Origin of the sequence: Bacteroides intestinalis (assembly GCF_003464595.1) — a bacterium.
GTDB lineage: Bacteria > Bacteroidota > Bacteroidia > Bacteroidales > Bacteroidaceae > Bacteroides > Bacteroides intestinalis_A.
This window is the reverse complement of the sequence record NZ_QRZF01000007.1, coordinates 260829-283341: the sequence shown is the minus strand read 5'-3', so window position 1 is coordinate 283341 and position 22513 is coordinate 260829. Positions and strand designations below refer to the sequence as shown.

At 42.7% G+C, this 22513-nt stretch carries 14 protein-coding genes; 5 read left to right on the top strand and 9 right to left on the bottom strand.

Annotated elements, in window-relative coordinates; all coding sequences use genetic code 11:
• Window positions 1–501: 501 nt before the first annotated feature.
• The 3 genes from DWW10_RS12700 (at window position 502) to DWW10_RS12690 (ending at window position 7885) form a co-directional block, all read left to right on the top strand.
• Window positions 502–1038 (top strand): hypothetical protein, encoded by a 537-nt coding sequence (locus DWW10_RS12700; RefSeq protein WP_022391598.1) that lies wholly within the window; start codon window positions 502–504, stop codon window positions 1036–1038.
• A gap of 140 nt (window positions 1039–1178) precedes the next feature.
• On the top strand, window positions 1179–5225 hold the full coding sequence (locus DWW10_RS12695; protein ID WP_022391599.1) for a hybrid sensor histidine kinase/response regulator transcription factor: 4047 nt from the start codon (window positions 1179–1181) through the stop codon (window positions 5223–5225).
• A 263-nt stretch (window positions 5226–5488) separates the two neighbouring features.
• On the top strand, window positions 5489–7885 hold the full coding sequence (locus DWW10_RS12690; protein ID WP_118421680.1) for a glycoside hydrolase family 31 protein: 2397 nt from the start codon (window positions 5489–5491) through the stop codon (window positions 7883–7885).
• Window positions 7886–8006: 121 nt separating this feature from the next.
• Here the strand turns inward: DWW10_RS12690 and DWW10_RS12685 are convergent, their stop codons facing one another.
• Together DWW10_RS12685 and ahcY are read right to left on the bottom strand one after the other, a co-directional pair.
• Window positions 8007–10514 carry a YfhO family protein gene (locus tag DWW10_RS12685; protein WP_022391601.1) on the bottom strand — a complete coding sequence of 836 codons (2508 nt, stop codon included), beginning with the start codon at window positions 10512–10514 and terminating at the stop codon, window positions 8007–8009.
• Window positions 10515–10630: 116 nt separating this feature from the next.
• Window positions 10631–12049, bottom strand: coding sequence for an adenosylhomocysteinase (ahcY, locus tag DWW10_RS12680; RefSeq protein ID WP_022391602.1), 1419 nt, complete (start codon window positions 12047–12049; stop codon window positions 10631–10633).
• A 171-nt stretch (window positions 12050–12220) separates the two neighbouring features.
• Here ahcY and DWW10_RS12675 point away from each other — a divergent pair, with 171 nt between their 5' ends.
• Window positions 12221–13393, top strand: a complete 1173-nt coding sequence (locus DWW10_RS12675; protein WP_118421735.1) for a PAS domain-containing sensor histidine kinase — start codon at window positions 12221–12223, stop codon at window positions 13391–13393.
• Window positions 13394–13465: 72 nt separating this feature from the next.
• Here the strand turns inward: DWW10_RS12675 and DWW10_RS12670 are convergent, their stop codons facing one another.
• The 5 genes from DWW10_RS12670 to rpsO all read right to left on the bottom strand — a co-directional run bounded on the left by DWW10_RS12670 (window position 13466) and on the right by rpsO (window position 18364).
• Window positions 13466–15112, bottom strand: a complete 1647-nt coding sequence (locus DWW10_RS12670) for an AMP-binding protein (protein WP_022391604.1) — start codon at window positions 15110–15112, stop codon at window positions 13466–13468.
• Between the two features lie 106 nt (window positions 15113–15218).
• Window positions 15219–15794 carry a helix-turn-helix domain-containing protein gene (locus DWW10_RS12665; protein WP_022391605.1) on the bottom strand — a complete coding sequence of 192 codons (576 nt, stop codon included), beginning with the start codon at window positions 15792–15794 and terminating at the stop codon, window positions 15219–15221.
• 119 nt (window positions 15795–15913) lie between these two features.
• Window positions 15914–16183, bottom strand: a complete 270-nt coding sequence (locus DWW10_RS12660; protein ID WP_022391606.1) for a hypothetical protein — start codon at window positions 16181–16183, stop codon at window positions 15914–15916.
• 391 nt (window positions 16184–16574) lie between these two features.
• Window positions 16575–17825 carry an ATP-binding protein gene (locus DWW10_RS12655; protein ID WP_022391607.1) on the bottom strand — a complete coding sequence of 417 codons (1251 nt, stop codon included), beginning with the start codon at window positions 17823–17825 and terminating at the stop codon, window positions 16575–16577.
• 269 nt (window positions 17826–18094) lie between these two features.
• Complete coding sequence (rpsO, locus tag DWW10_RS12650) at window positions 18095–18364, bottom strand: 30S ribosomal protein S15 (RefSeq protein WP_009132440.1); 270 nt, start codon at window positions 18362–18364, stop codon at window positions 18095–18097.
• Window positions 18365–18521: 157 nt separating this feature from the next.
• Here rpsO and typA point away from each other — a divergent pair, with 157 nt between their 5' ends.
• Window positions 18522–20321, top strand: coding sequence for a translational GTPase TypA (gene typA, locus DWW10_RS12645; RefSeq protein ID WP_118421682.1), 1800 nt, complete (start codon window positions 18522–18524; stop codon window positions 20319–20321).
• Window positions 20322–20406: 85 nt separating this feature from the next.
• Here the strand turns inward: typA and DWW10_RS12640 are convergent, their stop codons facing one another.
• Window positions 20407–21054 (bottom strand): nitroreductase family protein, encoded by a 648-nt coding sequence (locus DWW10_RS12640; protein ID WP_022391609.1) that lies wholly within the window; start codon window positions 21052–21054, stop codon window positions 20407–20409.
• Between the two features lie 83 nt (window positions 21055–21137).
• On the bottom strand, window positions 21138–22445 hold the full coding sequence (locus tag DWW10_RS12635; RefSeq protein ID WP_022391610.1) for a MutS-related protein: 1308 nt from the start codon (window positions 22443–22445) through the stop codon (window positions 21138–21140).
• Between the last annotated feature and the right edge of the window lie 68 nt (window positions 22446–22513).

The following is a 22513-nucleotide window of genomic DNA, read 5'->3' as shown; positions in this document are numbered from 1 at the left end:
AGGAAGAGATTATTAGAGAGTGTAAACCGTTTACAGGCATAGTCATATATTCCTTCTTCCTTAGGAGTAGTCGGGTGTTGACCTTGGTTAACAAGCCTATTAACCTTGGTTGACGACTCGATTAACCTTGGTTGATAGGCTTATTAGCCAAGGTCAACACTCGGTAGTGCTTACTGTGGGGATGCAAAACCAACTGGGCAAAAAGAAATAATCAATGGCTTAGTGCTGATTCTCTGCATGAGTAGAATGCCAATACCCGCTCTTTTTGAAAACTCCTCTCGGTTCAATTATGGCTTGTACAAGTCTTCTTCATAGTGGCAAGACGGAGAGACATATACCATTAAGGACAAATAGCTTATGATGATGTTGTGATGATAACTCATTATATAGCATTTCCTTATTTGGCTATTCCGTCGACAAAACTTCCCCTTTCGTAGATTTTATTTTCAGCTCTTCTTTCTCTCCCTTACATTTGCATCGTAATAAAAAAACTGACGCAAAATGAAAAGTACCGGAAGATTATGGTTATTAGCTGTATGTCTGTTGTGTGGACTGGTCTGCACGCAAGCGCAGGAACAGGAAAAGAAGCAATTGCCTCGTGAAGTTCCCTCACCGGAAAAGGCCGCCCGTAAAATGACGGACCGGATGAAAGAAGAATTGCAACTGACAGACAAGCAATATGACAAGCTGTACAAGCTGAATCTGAAGGAACAACAGGAACATTTTGCAACCATGACTGAAAGAGGAAGCGGCCAGCGTCCTTCAATGGGAGGACGTCCCGGAATGGGCGGCGGTCGCCCACCGATGGATGGTGGAATGGGCCCCGGTATGGGAGGCGGTCGTCCGCCAATGGGAGCTCCAGGTGAACGTCCTGTAATGGAAAAGGACAATGTGGAGAAGATGCAGAAAGCTGCTGCCAAGAAGGAAAAGAAAATCAAGAAAATCCTGACGGCGGAACAATATGCAAGGTGGCAGGAAATGTGCCAACCACAAGAACCACCCCAACCGCAGGATCATCCTCACAAATCAAATTTGTAGAGACTCTCTCTAAATAGCGTTTTTTCATGTATTATTGACTGTGCCGTTCCACCCCCGTGAGGGGAGGGGACGGTTTTCTTTTTATGGGAATCTTTATCAGATATATTTTTTCTATATCTTTGCATCACTGATAATCTAATATGGAAAACATAACAATGAAATTGTCAACGATCAAAGTGATAAGACTCTTGCTGTTTATTGCCTTATTGCTTAACTCTCCGCTTCATGCACAAGATCACTATGCGTTTACTCCCATCGATTGCAGTGATGGACTTTCGGGTAACAGAGTACGCAATATCATTCAGTTGCGGGATGGGCGTATTGCAATCAATGCTAATGAGATCGTCAGCATCTACGATGGAACTTCTTTTCAATATTTCCATTATAATAAAAGTAACATAATCCCGCTTAATGACTATGGCGGACACCACCGCATTTACGTGAATGAGGACTATATTTATATCAAAGACTGGTATAAACTAATGGCCATCAACATTAATGAAGAACGCTTTGAACAGCATCTGGACGATCTGTTTAAATCTTATGGCGTAAAGGGGGCGTTAGTGAACTTCTTTGTAGATGAGGCAGGTAATTATTGGATGCTGACGGATGATGACGTACTGTTGTACAGGGATTATGCCGGGGGAAAGACAGTTGAGTTTCTGAAGGATGTTTCAATGAACGGAGATGAGCGTGACAAACTTCTGGATATTGCGGTAGTAAATCAACAAGTCTTTTTGTTCTACAATTCAAGCCTCATGGTCTGTTATGATCTGGAAACATCCCGGGAATTATATCGGGAATATGCATTGGATGAAAAGCAGGATAAGGCTGCTACCCTGTTAGTTGTCCCCCGGGGAAAGTACTTGTACTATTTGATGAATGGGCGAAAGACTGAAGCTTTACGGTTCGATATTGAACAGCGTAAGTGGGAAGTGATATTAGAGACTGAATATAGGTTGAATGTGCTTTCTGTAGGTAAAGAACACGATATATGGATAACCTGTCAGGCTGGCCTGTGGGTATGTGATGAAAAACTACAAAACAAACAATTTATCCCTACGCTGGAATTTGTAGATGGTAAAGAGATAAAAACGGAAGTCAGCACAGTTTTTAATGATAACCAGGGAGGAACTTGGATCGGGACTTTGGACAGGGGAATATGTTATTACCATCCTAATCGTTTCAAATTTAAAAATGTAGGTAAAGTGTTCTTCCCTAATATCGATCAGAATGGGGAAGTTAGTGTGTCGTGTTTTGTAGAAGATACTTCTGGCGAAATCCTGATAGGTACTCGCCAGGGACTTTTGCGGTATTCTCTATCTGAAAGTAAATTGACTGTTGAGGCAGGATTGCCCCGCAATTTACGGTGTAACGGGTTAACTAAAGATAGCCGGCAGCGGATATGGCTTTCGTCGGTTGAGGCATTATTTTGTATTCAGAATGGAAAGAGCAGAAGTTATCCTGTACGTGATGTGGCGAAAGTATTTGAAGCACCGGATAAGAACCTGTACATCTGTTCATATATAGATGGCCTGTGTCTTTTGAATCCTGATACCGGAGAACTTAAGAAGATAGCAGAAAGTGAAGGACGACAAATCAACTCCGTTTCGCAGATCAGGAATTATAAAGAGGGCATGCTGATAGGAATCTGCAATTTAGGACTGTTTACCTATGATTATAAAAATCAGGTTCTGACGGCACCAGTGTTTAAAGATAAAAAGGCTTGGCAAGATTTCTATGATATCCATCGTTATTCTGATTTGTACGTAGATAGCCGTAATCTGATTTGGCTTGCCACACAGGATGGCCTGATAGTCTGGAATCCGAAGAATGAAGAGATCAGGATGTTTTATATGGAAAACGGCTTGGTAAACAATAGTATACAGGCAATATCCGAAGATCGTCACCACGTGATGTGGATTACCACTTCTTATGGAATATCTTGTGTGAATGTAGTTCAGGAAGGAGGAAGAACAGAATACTCTTTCTCCAACTTTAACCATAGTGATGGAGTGATAGAACGGGAATTCCTGGAAAGATCCGTATATGTAACGAAGGATGATGTGATTCTGATGGGAGGAATTGATGGTTTCAACGAATTCCGAATTAATAAACTGCCTCCGGTGAAACAGGATATGAAGCCTCTCTTCGTGAGTTTTTATCTTTTCGGGAAAAAGGTGGAGATGGATAAGGCTTATGATGGCAATATACTATTGAGCGAGCCTGTAAGCGCAACTCAAAAGATTATCTTGAATTATGACCAGAACTTTGTATCGTTTGATTTCTCTGCACTGAACTATATCAATAGATCACAGACTCACTATCGCTACCGGCTGAAGGGGTTGGATAAGGAGTGGCATGAAATAGTTTCTCCCACAGGGACAGGAACTGCCTCTTATGCCAATCTTCCTTCGGGTACGTATGATCTGGAAGTATATGCGGCAAATAACAGTAAGCAGTGGGGAAGCAGTTGTGCAACTATACAAATCATTGTAAAGGACCCGTATTGGAAAACTCCTTTGGCTTATTTCATTTATTGCCTGTTGATTGCCCTTTCCATATATTGGGCCCTTTCCAGTTATTTGCGAATGAATAAGAGGAAGTTGCAAAAAGCTCAGGAAGAAGAACTGAATCAAATGAAATTCCGCTTCTTTACCAATATAAGCCATGAATTCCGCACACCGCTGACTCTGATCATAACCCCATTGGAATCTCTTATTAAGGAAGTCAGCGACATAGCTCTGAAAAAGAGATTACAATCCATTTACCGTAATTCCAAAGAACTGCTGAACCTCGTCAATCAATTGCTGGACTTCAGGCGTTTGGAGGTTCATGGAGAGAAGCTGTTTCTTGTTAAGGGGAATATAGCGGAGTTTGTATCTTCGATAAAGTCCTCTTTTGATTATCTGGCTCAGGAAAAAGAGATTTCTTTTGAGATAGATGATAAGATTGCAGAAGATTTATATATAAGTTTCGACCGTGAGAAGATACAAAAGGTACTGAATAATCTATTGTCTAATGCATTCAAGTTCACACCGGCAGGAGGTATGGTGACGATAACTCTTGATACCTGTAGGGAACCGGACGGGGTACAGTATTTCCGTCTTTGCGTGAAAGATACCGGAGCAGGGATTCCACGAAAGAATCTTTCCCATATTTTTGAACGTTTCTATCAGGTGAAAGAGGAAGAAGATAAAATAGGTAGTGGAATTGGTCTTCATCTGGTGAAAGAGTATGTAGAGTTGCATTCCGGAAAGATAGAGGTGGAGAGTGAAGTAAATAAAGGTAGTTTGTTTACTGTATATCTACCTGTGCGTACTGATGTAGAAGTGGATACGGAGTTACCGGAAGAGGAAGATACTTTCATCGGAGATGAATTGAACCCTGATGCAGAAAGTAACCAGGACCTGCAAACGGATAAAGAGTACACTATACTTCTGGTGGAAGATAACAAAGAATTCCGGCATTACATGTTTGAACTGCTTTCCAAGAAATACAATGTATTGGAAGCTGGTGATGGGGAAGAAGGAGAACGGATTGCCACTACAAAGTTTCCCGATTTGATAATCAGTGATATTATGATGCCGAAAGTGGATGGACTTGAGTTATGTAAACGCATCAAGTCCAATATACAGGTGTCGCATATCCCTGTCATATTACTGACTGCCCGTTCTACGGACGAAAGTAAATTGTTCGGGTACGAATCCGGTGCGGATGAATATATATCCAAACCGTTTAATCTGGATATTTTGCTATTGAGAATACAGAAACTGATAAACGAAGAGAAAGCCCGTCAGAAATCTTTTTCACAGGGAATAAATATTAATCCGGGAGAGGTTACCATCACTTCTATTGATGAACAGTTTATAGAGAAGGTCTGCGCATTGATTCAAAAGAATATAGATAATCCCGAATATTCAGTAGAGAAGCTGAGTGCTGATGTTGGGATGGAGCGTACGGTACTATATCGTAAATTGAATGCTATTGCCGGCCAGACTCCTTCTGATTTTATCCGCTCCATTCGTTTGAAGCATGCTGCTCAATTACTGAATAAAGGATATCAGGTAGGTGAAGTGGCTGATATGGTTGGTTTCAATACTCCTAAATATTTCACAAAGTACTTCAAACAGGCGTTTGGTGTAACGCCTTCACAATATAAGACTAATATGACTGGGGAGAGTTGATTCATAACGGTATAGAAAGGAAGGAAACCAGTTGACGAGTTGACAAGGGAACAAGGGGCTGCGCAATGCTTCTGTGCCGCATGGAACCTTGTCCCCTTGTCAACTTGTTAACTTTCCCTCAAAACCCATCAGTAATGAATTAATTTCTTTTGAAAACAACGAACTGTACCCTAAAAAGCAACAAACTGTCCCCTTGATAGAATATCTTTTCCGGTAAATTTGCATTTTAAATAACAGAATTATTAATCCGTAAATCAGAAACCATGAACATGAAGTTTTATTTAAAAATCAGTAGTATGCTGGTGGCTGCGGCTTTCTTGTCGACCTTACCTGTCGAGGCCCAGACTTTCCGGCAAACCAAGCAGGGAATAACGGGTACTACGCAGGGAATGGATATTGAGATCCAATTCGTCAGCCCTGAAATTGTACGTGTAGTGAAGGCACCCGAAGGACGTAGTTTTACAAAGAAAAGCCTTTCTGTGGTTAAAAGCCCTGAAAGCATGTCTGTAACGACCGAGAAGAAAGGAGAAACCGTTTCCCTGAAAAGTAATGCTGTACGCGTTGATTTCAATGTGGAGACCGGACGGATTTCTTTCTTTGACAAGCAAGGAAAGGCATTGTTTACCGAGAAAGATTATGGTGCTCAGTTTACTCCGTTCAATGATGCGGGGAATCAGACTTTTAGTGTACGTCAGGCCTTTTTGCTGGACAAGGATGAGGCTATCTATGGTCTGGGACAGCAACAGGTTGATGACCTGAATCAGCGCAATCATAAACATTTCATGCGTCAGCGTGCATTGCATGCCAGTGTTCCAATCATTCAGTCGACGAAGGGGTATGGAATGTTCTGGGATAATTATTCTCCGACCACTTATACAGATAATCCGCAGGAGATGTCCTTTGATTCGGAAGTGGGAGAATGTATGGACTATTATTTCATGTATGGCGGTAACGCCGATGGTGTGATAGCGCAAATACGTGACTTAACAGGGCAAGCGCCTATGTATCCGTTGTGGACATTCGGTTTCTGGCAATCGCGTGAGCGTTACAAATCACAACAGGAAACAATGGAAGTTGTAGATAAATACCGTGAACTGGGGGTTCCTTTAGACGGGATTATTCAGGACTGGCAATATTGGGGACCGAACTCTAACTGGAACTCTATGAATTTTGATAATCCGGAGTTCCCTGATCCTCAGAAGATGATCGATCATGTGAAGAAGAAAAATGCAAAGATTATGATCTCCATTTGGGCTTCATTCGGGCCGGATACGAATCCTTATAAGGACTTGGAGAAAATCAATGCCCTGTTCAACTTCAAGACATGGCCTGCAGACGGGGGAGTGAAAGCTTATGATGCTTATAATGAAAAAGCACGTGATATTTATTGGGAGCATTTGAATAAAGGCCTGTTCAGTAAAGGAATTGATGCCTGGTGGACAGATTCAACTGAACCTGACCATCTGGATGTTCAGGAAAGAGATTTTGATATTCCAACAGCGATGGGAACTTATCGTAGCGTAGTAAATGCTTTCCCGTTGATGAGTAACAAGGGAGTTTATGAGCATCAGCGTGCTGTAACCTCTGATAAACGCGTGTATCTGTTGACTCGTTGTGCATTTGCCGGACAACAGCGTTATGCGGCGAATACCTGGTCGGGTGATGTTATGTGTAATTGGGAAACATTCCGTAAGCAGATTCCTACAGGCTTGAACTTCTCTCTATCGGGAATACCTTACTGGAATACGGATATAGGTGGGTTCTTTAACTGGCCTTATCATGGTGGAGCTGAAAATAAAGCCTATCATGAACTGTATACCCGCTGGTTTCAATATGGTACATTCCTGCCCATGCAGCGTTCGCATGGAAGTGGTGTGAAAAAGGAAATCTACAATCTGGGCAAAAAGGGTGACTGGGTGTATGATTCGGAAGAGAAATACATAAACCTGCGCTATGCATTGCTACCGTATCTGTATTCAACAGGATGGCAGGTGACTGATAATGCGGGTTCTTTCCTCCGTGCCTTGTTCATGGACTTCAACGAAGATCAGAAAGTACATACTATCAGTAATCAATATATGTTCGGAAAGGCATTCCTTGTGACTCCTGTAACCAGGAATATGTATGTATTCTCTGATAAGGAACAGTGGAAAGATCCGTATGAGGATTTTAGCAAGACAGGAACACAGGATGTTTATCTTCCTAAGGGAACCAAATGGTTTGACTTTTGGACGGGAGAAACATTGAATGGCGGACAGATGGTTACCAAAGAGGTGCCTATCGATATTATTCCATTGTATGTACGTGCAGGTTCCATTGTTCCTTTTGGGCCGAAAGTACAGTATTCTACAGAGAAGAAATGGAATAATCTGGAGATACGCATTTATCCCGGAGCCGATGGCGAATTTGTGCTGTATGAAGATGAAAACGATAATTATAACTATGAGAAAGGTGCTTATTCAACCATTAAATTTACTTGGGATGATGCAAACCGGACGTTGAATATCGCAGATCGGGAAGGTACTTTCCCCGGTATGTTGAAATCACGTAAGTTCAATATCGTTGTGGTGGATAAGGAGAATGGAACAGGGAGTGTTCAGTCGACGAAATTCACGAAATCGGTTTCATATGGTGGGAAGAAGAAATCGGTTAAGCTATGATTGGATTTGATTTACTGAGTTCTCAAGAATAAGTGGGGTAAAGTTATTATTGAGATTTATTAAAAAGAACACGAGGGTATATCATCCATATGATATACCCTCGTGTTCTTTTTATGGACACTTAGTGTGAACTCAGCTTCTTCCTATATACAATCACCATTATCATAATACCTATCACCATCAGGGCCAGTGCTGCATAAGCAATACCTTCTGTTACATGCAAGCTCTTCGGATCAAAGCGCATTTCAATGGTGTGTTTTCCGGCAGGTACATACATGGAGCGCAGGATATAGTCTGCACGGGCAATGTCGGCAGGTTCTCCGTCGATGGTAGCTATCCAGCCATCCGGATAATAGATTTCGGAGAATACGACTACACCATCTTTTGAATTATTTGTTTCATAAACCAGACGGTTCGGTTCGTAACTCGTCAGACGTACACTGGAAAGGCTATCTTTATGAGTGGTGGTAACACCTTTCAGAATATCTTTGAAGCGTGCATCTACTACGGCAGTTTCCGTTGGCAGTATAGTATTCAATGCATCTATTTCCTGATTTGCATTATCCACATATTCCACTTTGTCCACGAACCATGCATTGCCGTAAGCATACGGGTTCTCGATAGGCACTGTCTGTCCTTGTCCTGCAGGAAAGATAAAATACTTCGTATTCAGCATGTTCAGGACACGAAATTTGGAAGCATCCACGCTGTCCATTTCTCCGCCTGCGGTGGCAATAACCCGATAGGTAGCTTGCATTTCAGGAGAAATGTGCCGTTCGATCATCTCCTGATAACGACGCAACTTGGCAGCATGATATCCGCCTACACTTTTGTGCCAGTAGGAAGTATTATTTTCGTTGAATGCATCTCCGGAGAAATTCAGTACACGATAGTTCGGATCAGTGTCCTGCAGGATGATTTCGTCAGCTTTCGTTTTTTTGAAAGTATCAACTTGGGTAGAACGTGGAACGAATTGATCATCGTGTAGATAGCGTTTGTTGACTCCCCACATATCTGCCACGCAAAGAATGGCAATACCTGCAATAATATAGGGTTTCTTTAATCTCCCACTATAGTAAAGCCACAACAGTGCACAACCAATTACGATAATAATAAAGCTACGCAGCGCATCGGCACTAACCATTGCAGCACGCATTTCCGCCATATTAGAAAGGATGCCGGACAACTCGTTTGCAGGAATCATTTGCTGATTGACCGCATTCTGCAGCATTTGTGCTTCCTTTGCAGGGATGAAAGTCGAACTGAAAGCTCCGGGAATAATGGCTAATATTAAGGCTACACCGGCAGTAAGTGCCAAGCTGACACCTATAAATTTCATCTTCTTCTTGAGTATCTCCGGTTCATCCAGAATCTTTTTCAGCGCAAAGATAGCTAGTAGTGGAATAGTAAATTCTGCAATAACGAGAATGGACGATACGGCACGGAACTTACTATACATAGGTATATAGTCTATGAAGAAATCAGTCAGTGGCATAAAGTTCTTACCCCATGAAAGAACAATGGAGAAGAATGTAGCTCCGACTAATGCCCATTTCAATGGACCTTTAACTATAAAACAACCCAGGATGAAAAGGAAGAGTACAAAAGCACCTACATATACAGGACCTGAGGTCATCGGCTGGTCACCAAAGTATTGGGGTAATTGCTGGTATAGTCCGGAATAGGTTGGATTGGCTTTTTCCATGGCTGTCTCATTCAAGATGAGAGGTACGGAAGCACCCCCTTTAAAGTTAGGCACTAACAAGGTCCAGGTTTCACCGATACCATAACTCCATTGGGTGATGTAGTCACGGTCCAGCCCACTACTGGTTTGTTTGGCTGCATCGCCGGTTTCTACAAGCTCGCTTTTACCACGCATGGTTTCCTTGCTGTACTGGTAAGTGTGATACAGGTTCGACAGATTGACGGATACACCAATCAATGCAGCTACTACAAGCACCCCACTGGCCTTAAAGAATTGTGGCAAGGTCTTGTTACGCCATGCATCTTCAAAATAGGCTCCTGCAATGAAGAGGATGACGAACAGGAAGTAATAACTCATCTGTACGTGGTTCGACAGAATTTGCAGGGCAATGAACAATGCTGTAACGATACCTCCTGCCAGATATTTACCCCGGTATGCCAGTACGATACCTGCTATCGTGGGTGGTATATACGCCAGTGTGATAAACTTCCAGATATGTCCGGCAGATATCAGAATGAAGAAGTAGGACGAGAATGCCCACATTAATCCGCCTAACCCTGCCAGCCATGTAGGTATACCGAATGCACGCAGCAGGATGAAGAAGCCCAGCATCAGGATAAACGTCAGGTTGACATATGTGGGTAAAAACAGTCGGTATACCTTCTGCACCCATGTCAGCGGTTGGGTTGAATCGTAGCTGGGGGCTATCTGATAAGTCGGCATACCACCGAATAGGGAGTTAGTCCAGCGCGTATACTCACCAGTTTCCTGGCGATACAAGCTTGCTTCTTGTCCGGCACCTGCACCGGCAGCCGTGTCATGTTGGAAAAGAATGCGGTCTTCTATATCCGCCGGAAAGAAGTAGGCGAATGAAAGTACTGCAAACGTAAGAATGACCAGGAGGTCAGGGAGGAGCTTTTTCATAAAAACGAAGTCTTTATGAAATTGACAATTGACAATTAACAATAGACAATGGCTATGCAGGATAACAGCGCAGCTTAATTGTCAATTGTCAATTGTCAATTGTCAATTTCGTTATTTTAATAGCGATAGTGTTCTGCCTTATACGGTCCGTCTACAGTTACACCGATATAGGCAGCTTGCTCAGGAGTCAGCTTCGTCAGTTTCACACCGATTTTCTCAAGGTGCAGACGTGCTACTTCTTCATCAAGATGCTTAGGCAAGCGGTAAACGCCGGTTTCATATTTCTTGTTGAACAACTCAATCTGAGCTAATGTCTGGTTGGTGAATGAGTTACTCATAACGAATGACGGATGGCCGGTAGCACAACCCAGATTCACCAGACGACCATCGGCTAATAGAATAATGCTGTGTCCGTCGGGGAAATAATAGCGGTCTACCTGCGGCTTGATGTTAACACACTTGATACCGGGATAATGTTTAAGAGCATCCACCTGGATTTCATTGTCGAAGTGACCGATGTTGCAGACAATTGCCTGGTCCTTCATCTGAGTCATATGGTCGATGCGGATGATGTCGATATTACCTGTTGTGGTAACAAAAATATTACCTTGTGTACAGGCCTCTTCCATAGTTACTACTTCGAAACCTTCCATTGCAGCTTGCAGGGCGCAGATTGGGTCTACTTCCGTAACCAGTACACGGGCACCGTATGAACGCATGGAATGTGAACATCCCTTACCTACATCGCCATAACCGCAAACCACTACTACTTTACCGGCAATCATTACGTCCGTAGCACGTTTGATACCATCGGCCAGAGATTCACGGCAACCATAAAGATTATCGAATTTAGACTTCGTTACTGAGTCGTTCACATTGAATGCCGGGAACAGTAATTTTCCTTCTTCCTGCATTTGATACAAACGGTGTACACCTGTTGTAGTTTCTTCTGAAACGCCACGCATTTCGGCAGCTACGCGATGCCAACGGGTAGGATCTGCAGCCAATACACATTTCAGGATAGCATTCAGTTCTATTTCATCTTCCGCATGAACTTCTTTATCCAGAATAGAGGCAGTGCTTTCGGCTTCGTACCCTACGTGTATCATCATGGTAGCGTCACCGCCATCGTCAACGATTACCGTAGGACCTTTGCCGCCGGGGAAGTTCAACGCCTGAAGCGTACACCACCAGTAATCAGCCAGTGTTTCACCTTTCCAGGCAAATACGGGAACGCCACTTGCAGCGATAGCAGCAGCAGCATGGTCTTGAGTCGAATATATGTTACATGAGCACCAGCGTACTTCGGCACCCAGTGCCACGAGGGTTTCAATCAGTACCGCCGTTTGGATGGTCATATGCAGGGAACCCATAATACGAGCACCTTTCAACGGTTTTGTTTCTCCATACTTTTCGCGAAGAGCCATAAGGCCGGGCATTTCTTGTTCTGCCAGATCGATTTCCTTGCGACCGAAGTCGGCAAGCGTAATGTCTGCCACCTTGTAGGGCAGAGTAGAGAATAATTCTTTAGACATATTAATCAATGATTTAAAATAAAAAGTGATGCAAAGATAGAACATTCTGATTAGTAGGGCAAAAGCTATTGGTTTTTTTTAAATAAAAGCTCGCAATATATGTTGATATAATTGAAAAGAATAGTATATTTGCTTCCCGAAAATAACACTCAGCAACATATCTACCTTGAAATGAGGGACTATAAGGATAAAACAAGAGAAGAACTACTGGAGATAATCCGGAATTTGGAAGAACAACTGGAAAGTCGTTCTTTTCCGGACCCTCCATGCCAGAATGAAGAATCGGATCGTTTCCGTAAGCAGTATGGTAGAGAAATCCTGGAAGCTATTCCGGATATGTTAACTGTTTTTGATTATAATCTGGATTACATAGAACTACTTTCTTCTCCTGATACCAATCATGTGGAAGGTTTGTCTGGTGAAGATAAGTCTCATCCCAATCTGAAAGATATAGTGCCGGAATCAGAATACCGCAAAATCCGTGCGAATATGGAGAAAGTGGTGCGTACCGGTTGTCCCAGTATAGGCGAACATTCATTGCAGTTTGAAGGGGAGACGCATCATTATGAAAATCTGGTATGTCCTTTGGGAGATAAATATTTGTTGTGCATGTGCCGGGATGTGACGAGCCGGGTAAATGCGCAGCGTGAACTGGCTGCTGCCCGTGTGAAAGCCGAAGAGTCCGACCGGTTGAAGTCTGCATTTCTTGCCAATATGAGTCATGAAATTCGTACGCCGCTGAATGCGATTGTTGGATTTTCAAGATTGGTTATTGATCCGGGGCACGAAGGAGACAAAGAGGATTATTGTAATATTATCGAGAAGAATTCGGAACTGTTGTTGTGCCTGTTCAATGATATTCTGGATTTGTCTGAAATGGAATCAGGTACTTTGCAATTTATCCGCGAGAAGGTCAGTCTTTATCATGCTTGTGTTGAAGAATATGAGAGTCACCGGTTGAAAGTGAGCGAAGGTGTGACATTGATACTGGATGATGTGGATGAAAAGCTGTGTGTGATGGGAGACAGGATGCGTATTATGCAGGTTTTAATGAATCTGTTGAGTAATGCTGCTAAATTTACTCCTACCGGGGAAATACATTTCGGCTATCAGTTGCGGGGTAATATTGTACAATTCTATGTGAAAGATACAGGTATCGGTATTCCTGCTAACCGGGTGGCGAAGATTTTTGAACGCTTCGGTAAAATTAATAACTTTGCACAAGGCACCGGGTTAGGGCTGACTGTTTCACGTATGTTGGTGGAACGAATGGGTGGACGCATTTGGGTGCGTTCCGGTGAGGGAATAGGAACAACGTTCTTTTTTACACTACCGTTGGGGTAATTGAAAACTACGAAATTAAGTATAAGAAAACAGGCTGCAACATAATCGTGCAGCCTGTTTCGTTTTAATTCTTTAGATTATCTCAATTCCTTGTTCTTTGCAAAGTTGTAATCCTACATCTTTCAATTTGAACTTCTGTATCTTACCACTTCCCGTCATTGGGAATTCGTCAATGAAGAATACATATTTCGGTATCTTGTAACGCGAGATCTTGCCTGTGCAGAAGTCGCGTACATCCGATTCATGTATATCTGCCCCTTCTTTCAGGATGATGAAAGCGCCTACTTCCTCACCGTATTTCTTCGATGGAATGCCGGCAACTTGTACGTCCTTCACACCTTCCAGTTTATAGAGGAATTCTTCTATTTCACGCGGGTAGATATTCTCACCACCACGAATAATCATATCTTTGATACGTCCTGTGATGCGGTAGTTACCATCTTCATCTTTTACTCCGAGGTCTCCGGAATGGAGGAAGCCGTTCTTATCGATGACTTCGGCCGTAGCTTGCGGATTCTTGTAGTACCCCTTCATGTTGTTATATCCCCGGTTACACATTTCACCTTGTACACCTACCGGGCATTCTTCTCCGGTCTCAGGATCGATAACCATGACTTCTGTATGTTCAAAATCATGCCCTACGGTATTGCAACGTACATCGAACGGATCGTCAATACGTGAGGCAGTCATACCGGGGGACGTTTCTGTCAGACCGTATACACTGGTCACCTTCATGTACATTTTCTCTTCTACCTGTTTCATTAATTCTACGGGACAAAGAGAACCGGCCATAATACCTGTGCGCAGGCTGGACATGTCGAACATGTCGAACATTGGATGATGCAGCTCGGCAATAAACATGGTGGGCACACCGTACAGAGCTGTACAGCGTTCCTTATGTATGGAGGCAAGCACCACCAGTGGATTGAAGCGCTCTACCATGACTTCCGTGCAGCCATGAGTCAGACAGTTCATTGTGGCAAGCACTACACCGAAACAGTGGAACAGAGGTACGCAGACACATAGTTTGTCATCGGCTGTGAACTTCATGTGTTCTCCTGTCAGATAACCATTGTTGGCAATGTTATAGTGGGTGAGCATGACTCCTTTCGGAAAACCGGTGGTACCTGATGTATATTGCATATTTACCACATCGTGGCAGGTTACCTGACTTTTCAGATTATTCAGACGTTCGTCTTCTACATTGTTACCCAGCAACAAGATTTCAGAGGTATTATACATACCGCGATGCTTCTCCTGACCTACGTAGACGACGTTGCGCATATGTGGAAAACGTTTGCTTTTCAGGTGTCCGCGTTCGCAGTTTTTCAATTCCGGCAGCATGGTATATGTCATTTGCACGAAGTCGCTGTCCTTTTCACCGTTCACGATGCAGAGGGTATGCATGTCTGAATTTTCGCACAAGTATTCCAGTTCAGCTTGTTTATAATTGGTGTTTACGGTTACATAAACGGCACCGATTTTGGCACAGGCATATAGTAATGTAAGCCAGTCGGGGACGTTGGCAGCCCATATACCTACATGGGTTCCGCGTTCTACACCAATGGAAATAAGTCCTTTTGCCATGTCGTCTACCCGGCGGTTGAACTGGCTCCAGGTGAAGCGCAGGTTACGGTCGGAATAAACTATATATTCTTTGTCGGGCGTAGTTTCTGCCCAGTGCTCCAGCCATTGGCCGAGCGTTCTTTCGTATAACATGAAAAATAGTGATTAGGTGTTTAGTGATAAGTGATTAATACTGGGATGATTAGTGTCAGGTTAGTGATAGGCATTGTGCTTATCACTAACCACTAATTGTTTATCACTAAATGGGTGTATAGATTACCGCAAGAATTTTTGCCGCTTTGCCTTCGTAAGCATGTACGTGGTGAGGAACGATAGAATCATAATAAATGCTGTCCCCTTCTTCGAGCAGGTATGTATTCTTGCCGTAGCTGATTTCCATGATACCTTCCATGACCATGATAAATTCTTCTCCTTCGTGTGAAGAAAGTACGAAGTCACTGTCTTCCGTGGCAGCCACGTCAATGATGAACGGTTCCATATGACGGTCGGCCTTTGCTTTGGACAGGGAATGGTATTCCATGTGCTTGCGGCTTTGGATAGCGTTGTTGGAGAAGCTGATGGTGTCTTTGGCTTCCGTCTTGCGGCAGATAGCCGGACCGGTTTCATCCTGATCGTCAAGGAAAGTCCCCAGTCGCACACCCAGAACACGTGCTATTTTGATAAGTGGAGCCAGTGATGGCAAGTCGATGTTTTTCTCGATGCGTTCAATCTGTTCCACGGCTAACCCGGAACGTTCGGCCAGCTGTTCGATGCTGATTGACTGGCTTTCACGGAGTGACTTAATCTTTTCTCCGACAATCTTGCTTGTATCCATAATTGATAATGTTTTTCGCCTATTAGGTTATAAATTGTATTGTTAAACTGCAAAAATAAAACAAACTTTTACTTGTTGCAACAATCCGTGCGGAAAAAAAGAAGCTTTTATTGATTTTATCAGTTTACGATTCTACTGATTTCTTCTGCATTTGCTTTATTCTTCTGGAATACATTCTTGGAGTTATTCAAATTATATTTAATGGAAATCATTATATTCTGGCTATCAGGATCTAATAGTTTCAACACTTCCTGTTCAGAGAGTGAGCGCACTTCACGTCCGTTCAATATAATTAGTGGAACACCTTTTCCGATTTTTACCTTATTATCTTTTTGACATTTTGTATTTTTTATCTGCTGAGAATGCGTTATATTCGTCCGGTAACTCATAGAGACAAAAGCATTCAAATTAAAATATGCAAGAGTCAGATTCTTAGAATGGTATCGAAATACTTACATCTTATTTAGATTGAAATGTCCTTTGAAATGTGTACTTATAGGTGCGGAACCTGACGCAAATAAGTGCGTTGCTTGTAAGAAGCAAGTCTTTCACTCATAAGAAGCAAGTCTTTCGCCTGTAAGAAGCAGGTCTTTCACCCATAAGAAGCAACTCTTTTCTGCATAAGAAGCATAGATAAGTGAAAGAATATGCAGATATGGCGTATTCTTATTCTTTATCTATTCATTAAATATTCTGGATTGTGACTTTTAAAAAAGGCGTCTGTCGCTGAAATGATAAATATGAAATCATTTTGGAGAAAATGTTGATATATATGTGTGATTATGGCACAAGCCACTTCCATATGGGAGCGACTTTTATCTTTAATCCGTCTTGTTCGATAGTCTCTTCCTGGTCTTTACTGATAATCAAAGCTGTTTTTATCTCCATAAAACGGGACAAACTGATAAGGGCATTGATTTCTCTACCGCGTGTCTGTTCGTCGCGGAGGGCATAAGAGACTTGTATGGCGAGTCCGGCATCGGGAATCACAAAATCCACTTCTACGTTTTTGTTATAGTAAAAGAGTGCTTCTCCATATTGTTTGTAGAGCTGGATGGCTACCAGATTCTCGAGCAGCTTTGTCTCTGGTTGGAAGAGGAATAAATTGAGGATACCGTTATCATAGAAATAATGTTTCTTTGTTCCTTCTCTCTGCGGGATGGAATCATTGAAGTTGCTGAGCGAGAAGATGAGATAAGCATCGTGCAGATAGCCTAAATAGCTGGAAATGGTTTCTCGGGTCACCTTGCTACCATCTCCCTGCAAAATATTCTGTAGTCTTTTAACGGCCATCGGTTGGAGTACGCTGTCTGCCAGCTTGCGTACCAATAGGCGCAAGCTTTGCTCATTTCTTACGTTGTTTCTTATTACGATGTCCGAATAGAGTATCTTTTGATATAAAGAAGTGAGCCAGGCGCGTTTATCCGCGTAGCCGAAGCTTTCGGGCAAGCCTCCATTGTAAAAATACCCTTCAAATAAACGTACTACATCTGCTCTTACCGGAGCCAACTGCCAGTGGGCATCCAGCGTAATGTGATGATATTCCAGATATTCGGGAAAGCTGAAGGGATATACTTCCTGCATCAGGTATCTGCCGCCCAATGTAGAAGCTATTTCGCGACTAAGCATGTGGGCGTTACTGCCAGTGATGAAAACTTGCCGTTTTTCGTCTGCCAATCGGCGGGCAAAGTGTTCCCATCCTTCCACATTCTGTATTTCGTCCAGAAAGATGATAGGATCACAGGCGAACATTTCTTTGTAGCATTCTACAATTAAGTGAAGTTCTTCTTTCCGGATGTCCGTAATGCGCTCGTCTTCGAAGTTGATGAAAAGGATTTCCTGTTTATCATGTCCTTGGCGTAATAGTTGCTGTATGTGCTGGTAGAGCATGTATGTTTTGCCGGCACGGCGAATACCGACAAATACATAATTGCCATTCTTCTCAATAGATAGTTTACGGGGCAATAGTTCTACCTTACTGATGAACTCTTGTTGGTTCAGGATGATTTGTTTAATGATGTCTTTTTCCATACTTCGGCAATGCTTAGTATGCAAATATAATGATTATATTCTGTAAAGTACATCTTTTGCAGTGAATATGTCTTCTGTAAAAGACATATTTGTTATATAACATGTCTTTTATAGCCTTTGTACCTCCTTGCGCTATTTGTTGTTTATCTGTGCTCCGTTTCCATTTCGGAACCTCTTTTGCGCTTTATTTATTCAGATAGTATGCAAACAAAAAAGGGAAGCTTTTTGACGGCTTCCCTTTTTTGTTTGCTTTTGCTGCAAGTAACGGATTACTTACGCAGACCGAGCTCTTTAACGATGGCACGATATCTTGTGATGTCGCGATCCTTCAGGTAGTTCAGCAACGCACGGCGTTTTCCTACCAACATTGTCAAGGCTCTTTCAGTACTATAATCTTTTCTGTTGAGCTTAAGGTGCTCAGTCAGGTGGGAAATACGGTATGAAAACAAAGCTATCTGGGCCTCAGCTGAGCCAGTATCAGTGTTAGACTTTCCGTACTTGCCAAAGATCTCTTGCTTTTTAGCAGCGTCTAAATACATAACTTTTAATTAAATTGATATATAAATGTTCTTTTACGAGGCTGCAAAGATAGAGATAATCTTTTATACTGCAATGATATTCAATGAAATTTTTCTCTTGCTGCAACTATATCTAATGCAAAATTCGTACCTTTGCAGCCAAATATATAGGTATTGTATGCAAAATATTAGAAACATTGCAATCATTGCCCATGTTGACCATGGGAAAACGACGCTTGTCGACAAGATGCTCTTGGCGGGAAATCTGTTCCGCAGCAACCAGAGCACAGGTGAATTAATGCTGGATAACAACGACTTGGAACGTGAACGAGGGATAACGATCCTTTCTAAAAACGTTTCTATCAATTACAAAGGAACAAAAATCAATATCATTGATACTCCGGGACACAGCGACTTCGGAGGTGAGGTGGAACGTGTGCTGAACATGGCAGACGGATGTATCCTTTTGGTGGATGCTTTCGAAGGTCCGATGCCTCAGACACGTTTCGTGTTGCAGAAAGCTCTGCAGATTGGTCTGAAACCCATCGTTGTGGTGAACAAGGTAGACAAACCGAACTGTCGCCCGGAAGAGGTCTATGAAATGGTGTTCGACCTGATGTTCAGCCTGAATGCTACAGAGGATCAGTTGGACTTCCCCGTTATCTACGGTTCTGCAAAGAACAACTGGATGAGTACGGACTGGAAGACTCCTACTGATAATATCTTCGCATTGCTGGACTGTATTGTAGAGAATATACCGGCTCCCACGCAGTTGGAAGGTACTCCGCAGATGCTTGTAACTTCTCTGGATTATTCTTCTTATACCGGACGTATTGCCGTAGGTCGTGTACATCGTGGTACGCTTAAAGAAGGGATGAATGTATCTCTGGCTAAGCGTGACGGAAGTTTTGTGAAATCAAAAATCAAGGAACTGCATACATTTGAAGGTATGGGACGCGCGAAGGTATCGGAAGTTTCTTCCGGTGACATCTGTGCATTGGTAGGTATCGAAGGTTTTGAGATCGGAGATACGGTTTGTGATTTTGAAAACCCGGAAGCATTACCACCTATCGCTATTGACGAACCGACCATGAGTATGTTGTTCGCCATTAATGATTCTCCTTTCTTTGGTCGTGATGGTAAGTTCGTTACTTCGCGTCATATTCACGATCGTTTGATGAAGGAGTTGGATAAGAACCTTGCCCTGCGTGTGCGTAAGAGTGAGGAAGATGGTAAATGGGTAGTTTCCGGTCGTGGTGTACTCCATCTTTCAGTGTTGATTGAGACCATGCGCCGCGAAGGTTATGAACTTCAGGTAGGACAGCCACAGGTTATCTTCAAGGAGATTGACGGTGTGAAATGTGAGCCGATTGAAGAGTTGACTGTGAATGTGCCCGAAGAATATGCCAGCAAGATTATTGATATGGTAACCCGTCGTAAGGGTGAAATGGTGAAAATGGAGAGTGCAGGCGAACGTGTGAACTTGGAATTCAATATGCCGTCACGTGGTATCATTGGTCTGCGTACGAATGTACTGACGGCTTCTGCCGGTGAAGCTATCATGGCACACCGTTTTAAAGAATACCAACCGCATAAGGGAGATATCGAACGTCGTACCAACGGCTCCATGATTGCCATGGAAACAGGAACGGCTTTTGCTTATGCTATTGATAAATTGCAGGATCGTGGTAAGTTCTTTATTTTCCCGCAGGAAGATGTGTATGCCGGACAGGTGGTAGGTGAACACTCTCACGATAACGACTTGGTAATTAACGTTACGAAATCCAAGAAGTTGACGAATATGCGTGCTTCCGGTTCGGATGATAAAGTTCGTCTGATTCCCCCCGTACAGTTCTCTCTGGAAGAGGCTTTGGAATATATCAAGGAAGATGAGTACGTAGAGGTTACGCCAAAGGCAATGCGTATGCGTAAAGTGATTCTGGACGAGATAGAACGTAAGCGTGCGAATAAGAGCTAAAGTTGTTTGTAAATAGATAGAAAAGGAGTGCTTCACTGTAATGGTGAGCACTCCTTTTCATTTATACGTTACTTGCAGGAAATGATTAATCTATAAATTTGATCTTTTCTGCATTTCTCGGTTTAGCAGCAGGAGTTTCATCCGGATAACCGAATGCGATGCAATAGAGCAATTGATATCCTTCGGGAATATCCAGCTTCTTCAGATATTCAGCCGCTTCCGGGGTTGATGTCATGAATCGTGTCGGGCCGCCAAGGCAGCAAGAACCTATACCCATAGACCAGGCTGAAAGAATCATGTTTTCACCCAGCAGACCGCAGTCTATTTGCGACAGGTCATAAGACTGATCATTGGCAATAAACACTACTGTAGAGGCATTGCGGAACATATTCTTGAAATTAGGATCTTCCGCTGCTTTAGGATTCTGCTTTTTGTAAACTTCAGTAATACCGTTGATGAATTCCGGATTATCCACTACCCGTATTTCCCAGGATTGTTTGTTTTGTCCGTTGGGAGCATTGATACCGCAGTTCAGTATAATCTGCATGGTATCGCGGTTTACCGCTTGCGGTTTGTACTTACGAATACTGCGGCGTGACATCATATTTTCAATCACCGCATTCTCTTTACTTTCATTTGCACACGTGGCTTCATTCTCTTTTTGTACTTGCGTACCGCATCCGCAGAGCAACAACAGGCTGACACCTGCCAACATCAATTTGATACTTTTCATATTGCTTTGTTTAATATTGGTTTTCGCAAAGCTAACAAAAAAAGCGTAGTAATGAAGTAGTTACTTGGAAAAAAGAACCTTTTTTATATTAAGCCTTCCAGCTCTTTTTTCACCAACCAGTATCCGACTTGTGCTTCGGATATACCTTCAAGCAGTTGGTAAGGACATATGAATTGATCATTCTCAATTCTTGAATCCATATAATAGAAACAGCATGTATTATCTTTTTCGAAATGTTTGGCATATTCCAGAATGTGAGTCGATATAAGGAAGGAACAATGCGGATATTTTCTGAGTAATTCATTTACAGCAATAGAGGCTTCAAAAGCATCCTGTGCATTTGTTCCGCGGAACATTTCATCCAGTATTATCAGGCATCGTTTACCGGATTTCGCTTTTTGGAGTACTTCTTTGATCCGCAGAATCTCCGCCATAAAATGACTCCTGCCATCGCGCAGGGAGTCCGGAAGATTGATGGAGGTATAGATTCCATCAAATACAGGGCAGGTCATTGAACGGGCGGGAACCGGCAATCCGCAGTGTGCCAGCCACACGGCGATGGTAATGGCTTTGAGGGTTGTTGATTTACCGGCCATGTTGGAACCTGTAAGAATACATATATTACCGTTCGTCATCTTCCAGTCATTATTCCGCCCTCCTTTAGTAAATGGATGTACAAAGCCGTTGATGGACAAATCCATTGTTTTCGTCATCTCCGGGCGGCAGCAGAAACCTTTGCTGGCTGCTATGCGGTGTGCAGTACGGCATACATCCAGTATATAAATATGGGACAGCAGACCTCTGATCAGCTCTAAGTGGATACAACGGAACAGATAATCGTATTTATCAATGATATAGCTGGAAGGGGATATCTCTTTATCTTTATAGAGTTCAATAACTTCTTTCAACTCGCTGCTATAGATAGTGTATTGAATGCTCTGTGCCAGTTCTTTCAGAAGTAAAGGGGCATTTTCCGGGAGATTTGTTCGTAATGATTCCAGTTGATTTAATAATCGGATAGTCAAAGTAACACCTCGTTTAATGACATAGCGTTGAGCATCGTGTCTTAATAAACGGTCGAATGCTGAAGTTAGCGAAACTAAAATATTAGGTCTTCTGATCTGATCGCGGTATTCCAGATAATATTCGATGAAGTCGAGTTCTTCTTCATCCAGGGGGAGCTCGGGCAATTCCTGCCAGGCAATTGCTTCTTGCCTCTTTTGTATGGCGGATATGTCATTTAGGGGAGAGGTAATCCAATCTAACATCAGACGTTTTCCGTTCTTGGTCTCTGTTGCAGAAAATAAGGAGTAGAGAGGATACTCGTCGTATATTCCTTCTACAATGCTAAGATCAGCCTGCGTTTGCTTGTCGGTATCCAGATAAGTCATATTCCCAATATTATGGTGTTGCGCAAAATTAGGAAAATAATCATGAAGAACAAATGAAACGGATAAAA

Coding starts and splice junctions, on each gene's coding strand:
- DWW10_RS12700 (WP_022391598.1), top strand. CDS start 502: ATGAAAAGTACCGGAAGATTATGGTTATTAGCTGTATGTCTGTTGTGT.
- DWW10_RS12695 (WP_022391599.1), top strand. CDS start 1,179: ATGGAAAACATAACAATGAAATTGTCAACGATCAAAGTGATAAGACTC.
- DWW10_RS12690 (WP_118421680.1), top strand. CDS start 5,489: ATGAACATGAAGTTTTATTTAAAAATCAGTAGTATGCTGGTGGCTGCG.
- DWW10_RS12685 (WP_022391601.1), bottom strand. CDS start 10,514: ATGAAAAAGCTCCTCCCTGACCTCCTGGTCATTCTTACGTTTGCAGTA.
- ahcY (WP_022391602.1), bottom strand. CDS start 12,049: ATGTCTAAAGAATTATTCTCTACTCTGCCCTACAAGGTGGCAGACATT.
- DWW10_RS12675 (WP_118421735.1), top strand. CDS start 12,221: ATGAGGGACTATAAGGATAAAACAAGAGAAGAACTACTGGAGATAATC.
- DWW10_RS12670 (WP_022391604.1), bottom strand. CDS start 15,112: ATGTTATACGAAAGAACGCTCGGCCAATGGCTGGAGCACTGGGCAGAA.
- DWW10_RS12665 (WP_022391605.1), bottom strand. CDS start 15,794: ATGGATACAAGCAAGATTGTCGGAGAAAAGATTAAGTCACTCCGTGAA.
- DWW10_RS12660 (WP_022391606.1), bottom strand. CDS start 16,183: ATGAGTTACCGGACGAATATAACGCATTCTCAGCAGATAAAAAATACA.
- DWW10_RS12655 (WP_022391607.1), bottom strand. CDS start 17,825: ATGGAAAAAGACATCATTAAACAAATCATCCTGAACCAACAAGAGTTC.
- rpsO (WP_009132440.1), bottom strand. CDS start 18,364: ATGTATTTAGACGCTGCTAAAAAGCAAGAGATCTTTGGCAAGTACGGA.
- typA (WP_118421682.1), top strand. CDS start 18,522: ATGCAAAATATTAGAAACATTGCAATCATTGCCCATGTTGACCATGGG.
- DWW10_RS12640 (WP_022391609.1), bottom strand. CDS start 21,054: ATGAAAAGTATCAAATTGATGTTGGCAGGTGTCAGCCTGTTGTTGCTC.
- DWW10_RS12635 (WP_022391610.1), bottom strand. CDS start 22,445: ATGACTTATCTGGATACCGACAAGCAAACGCAGGCTGATCTTAGCATT.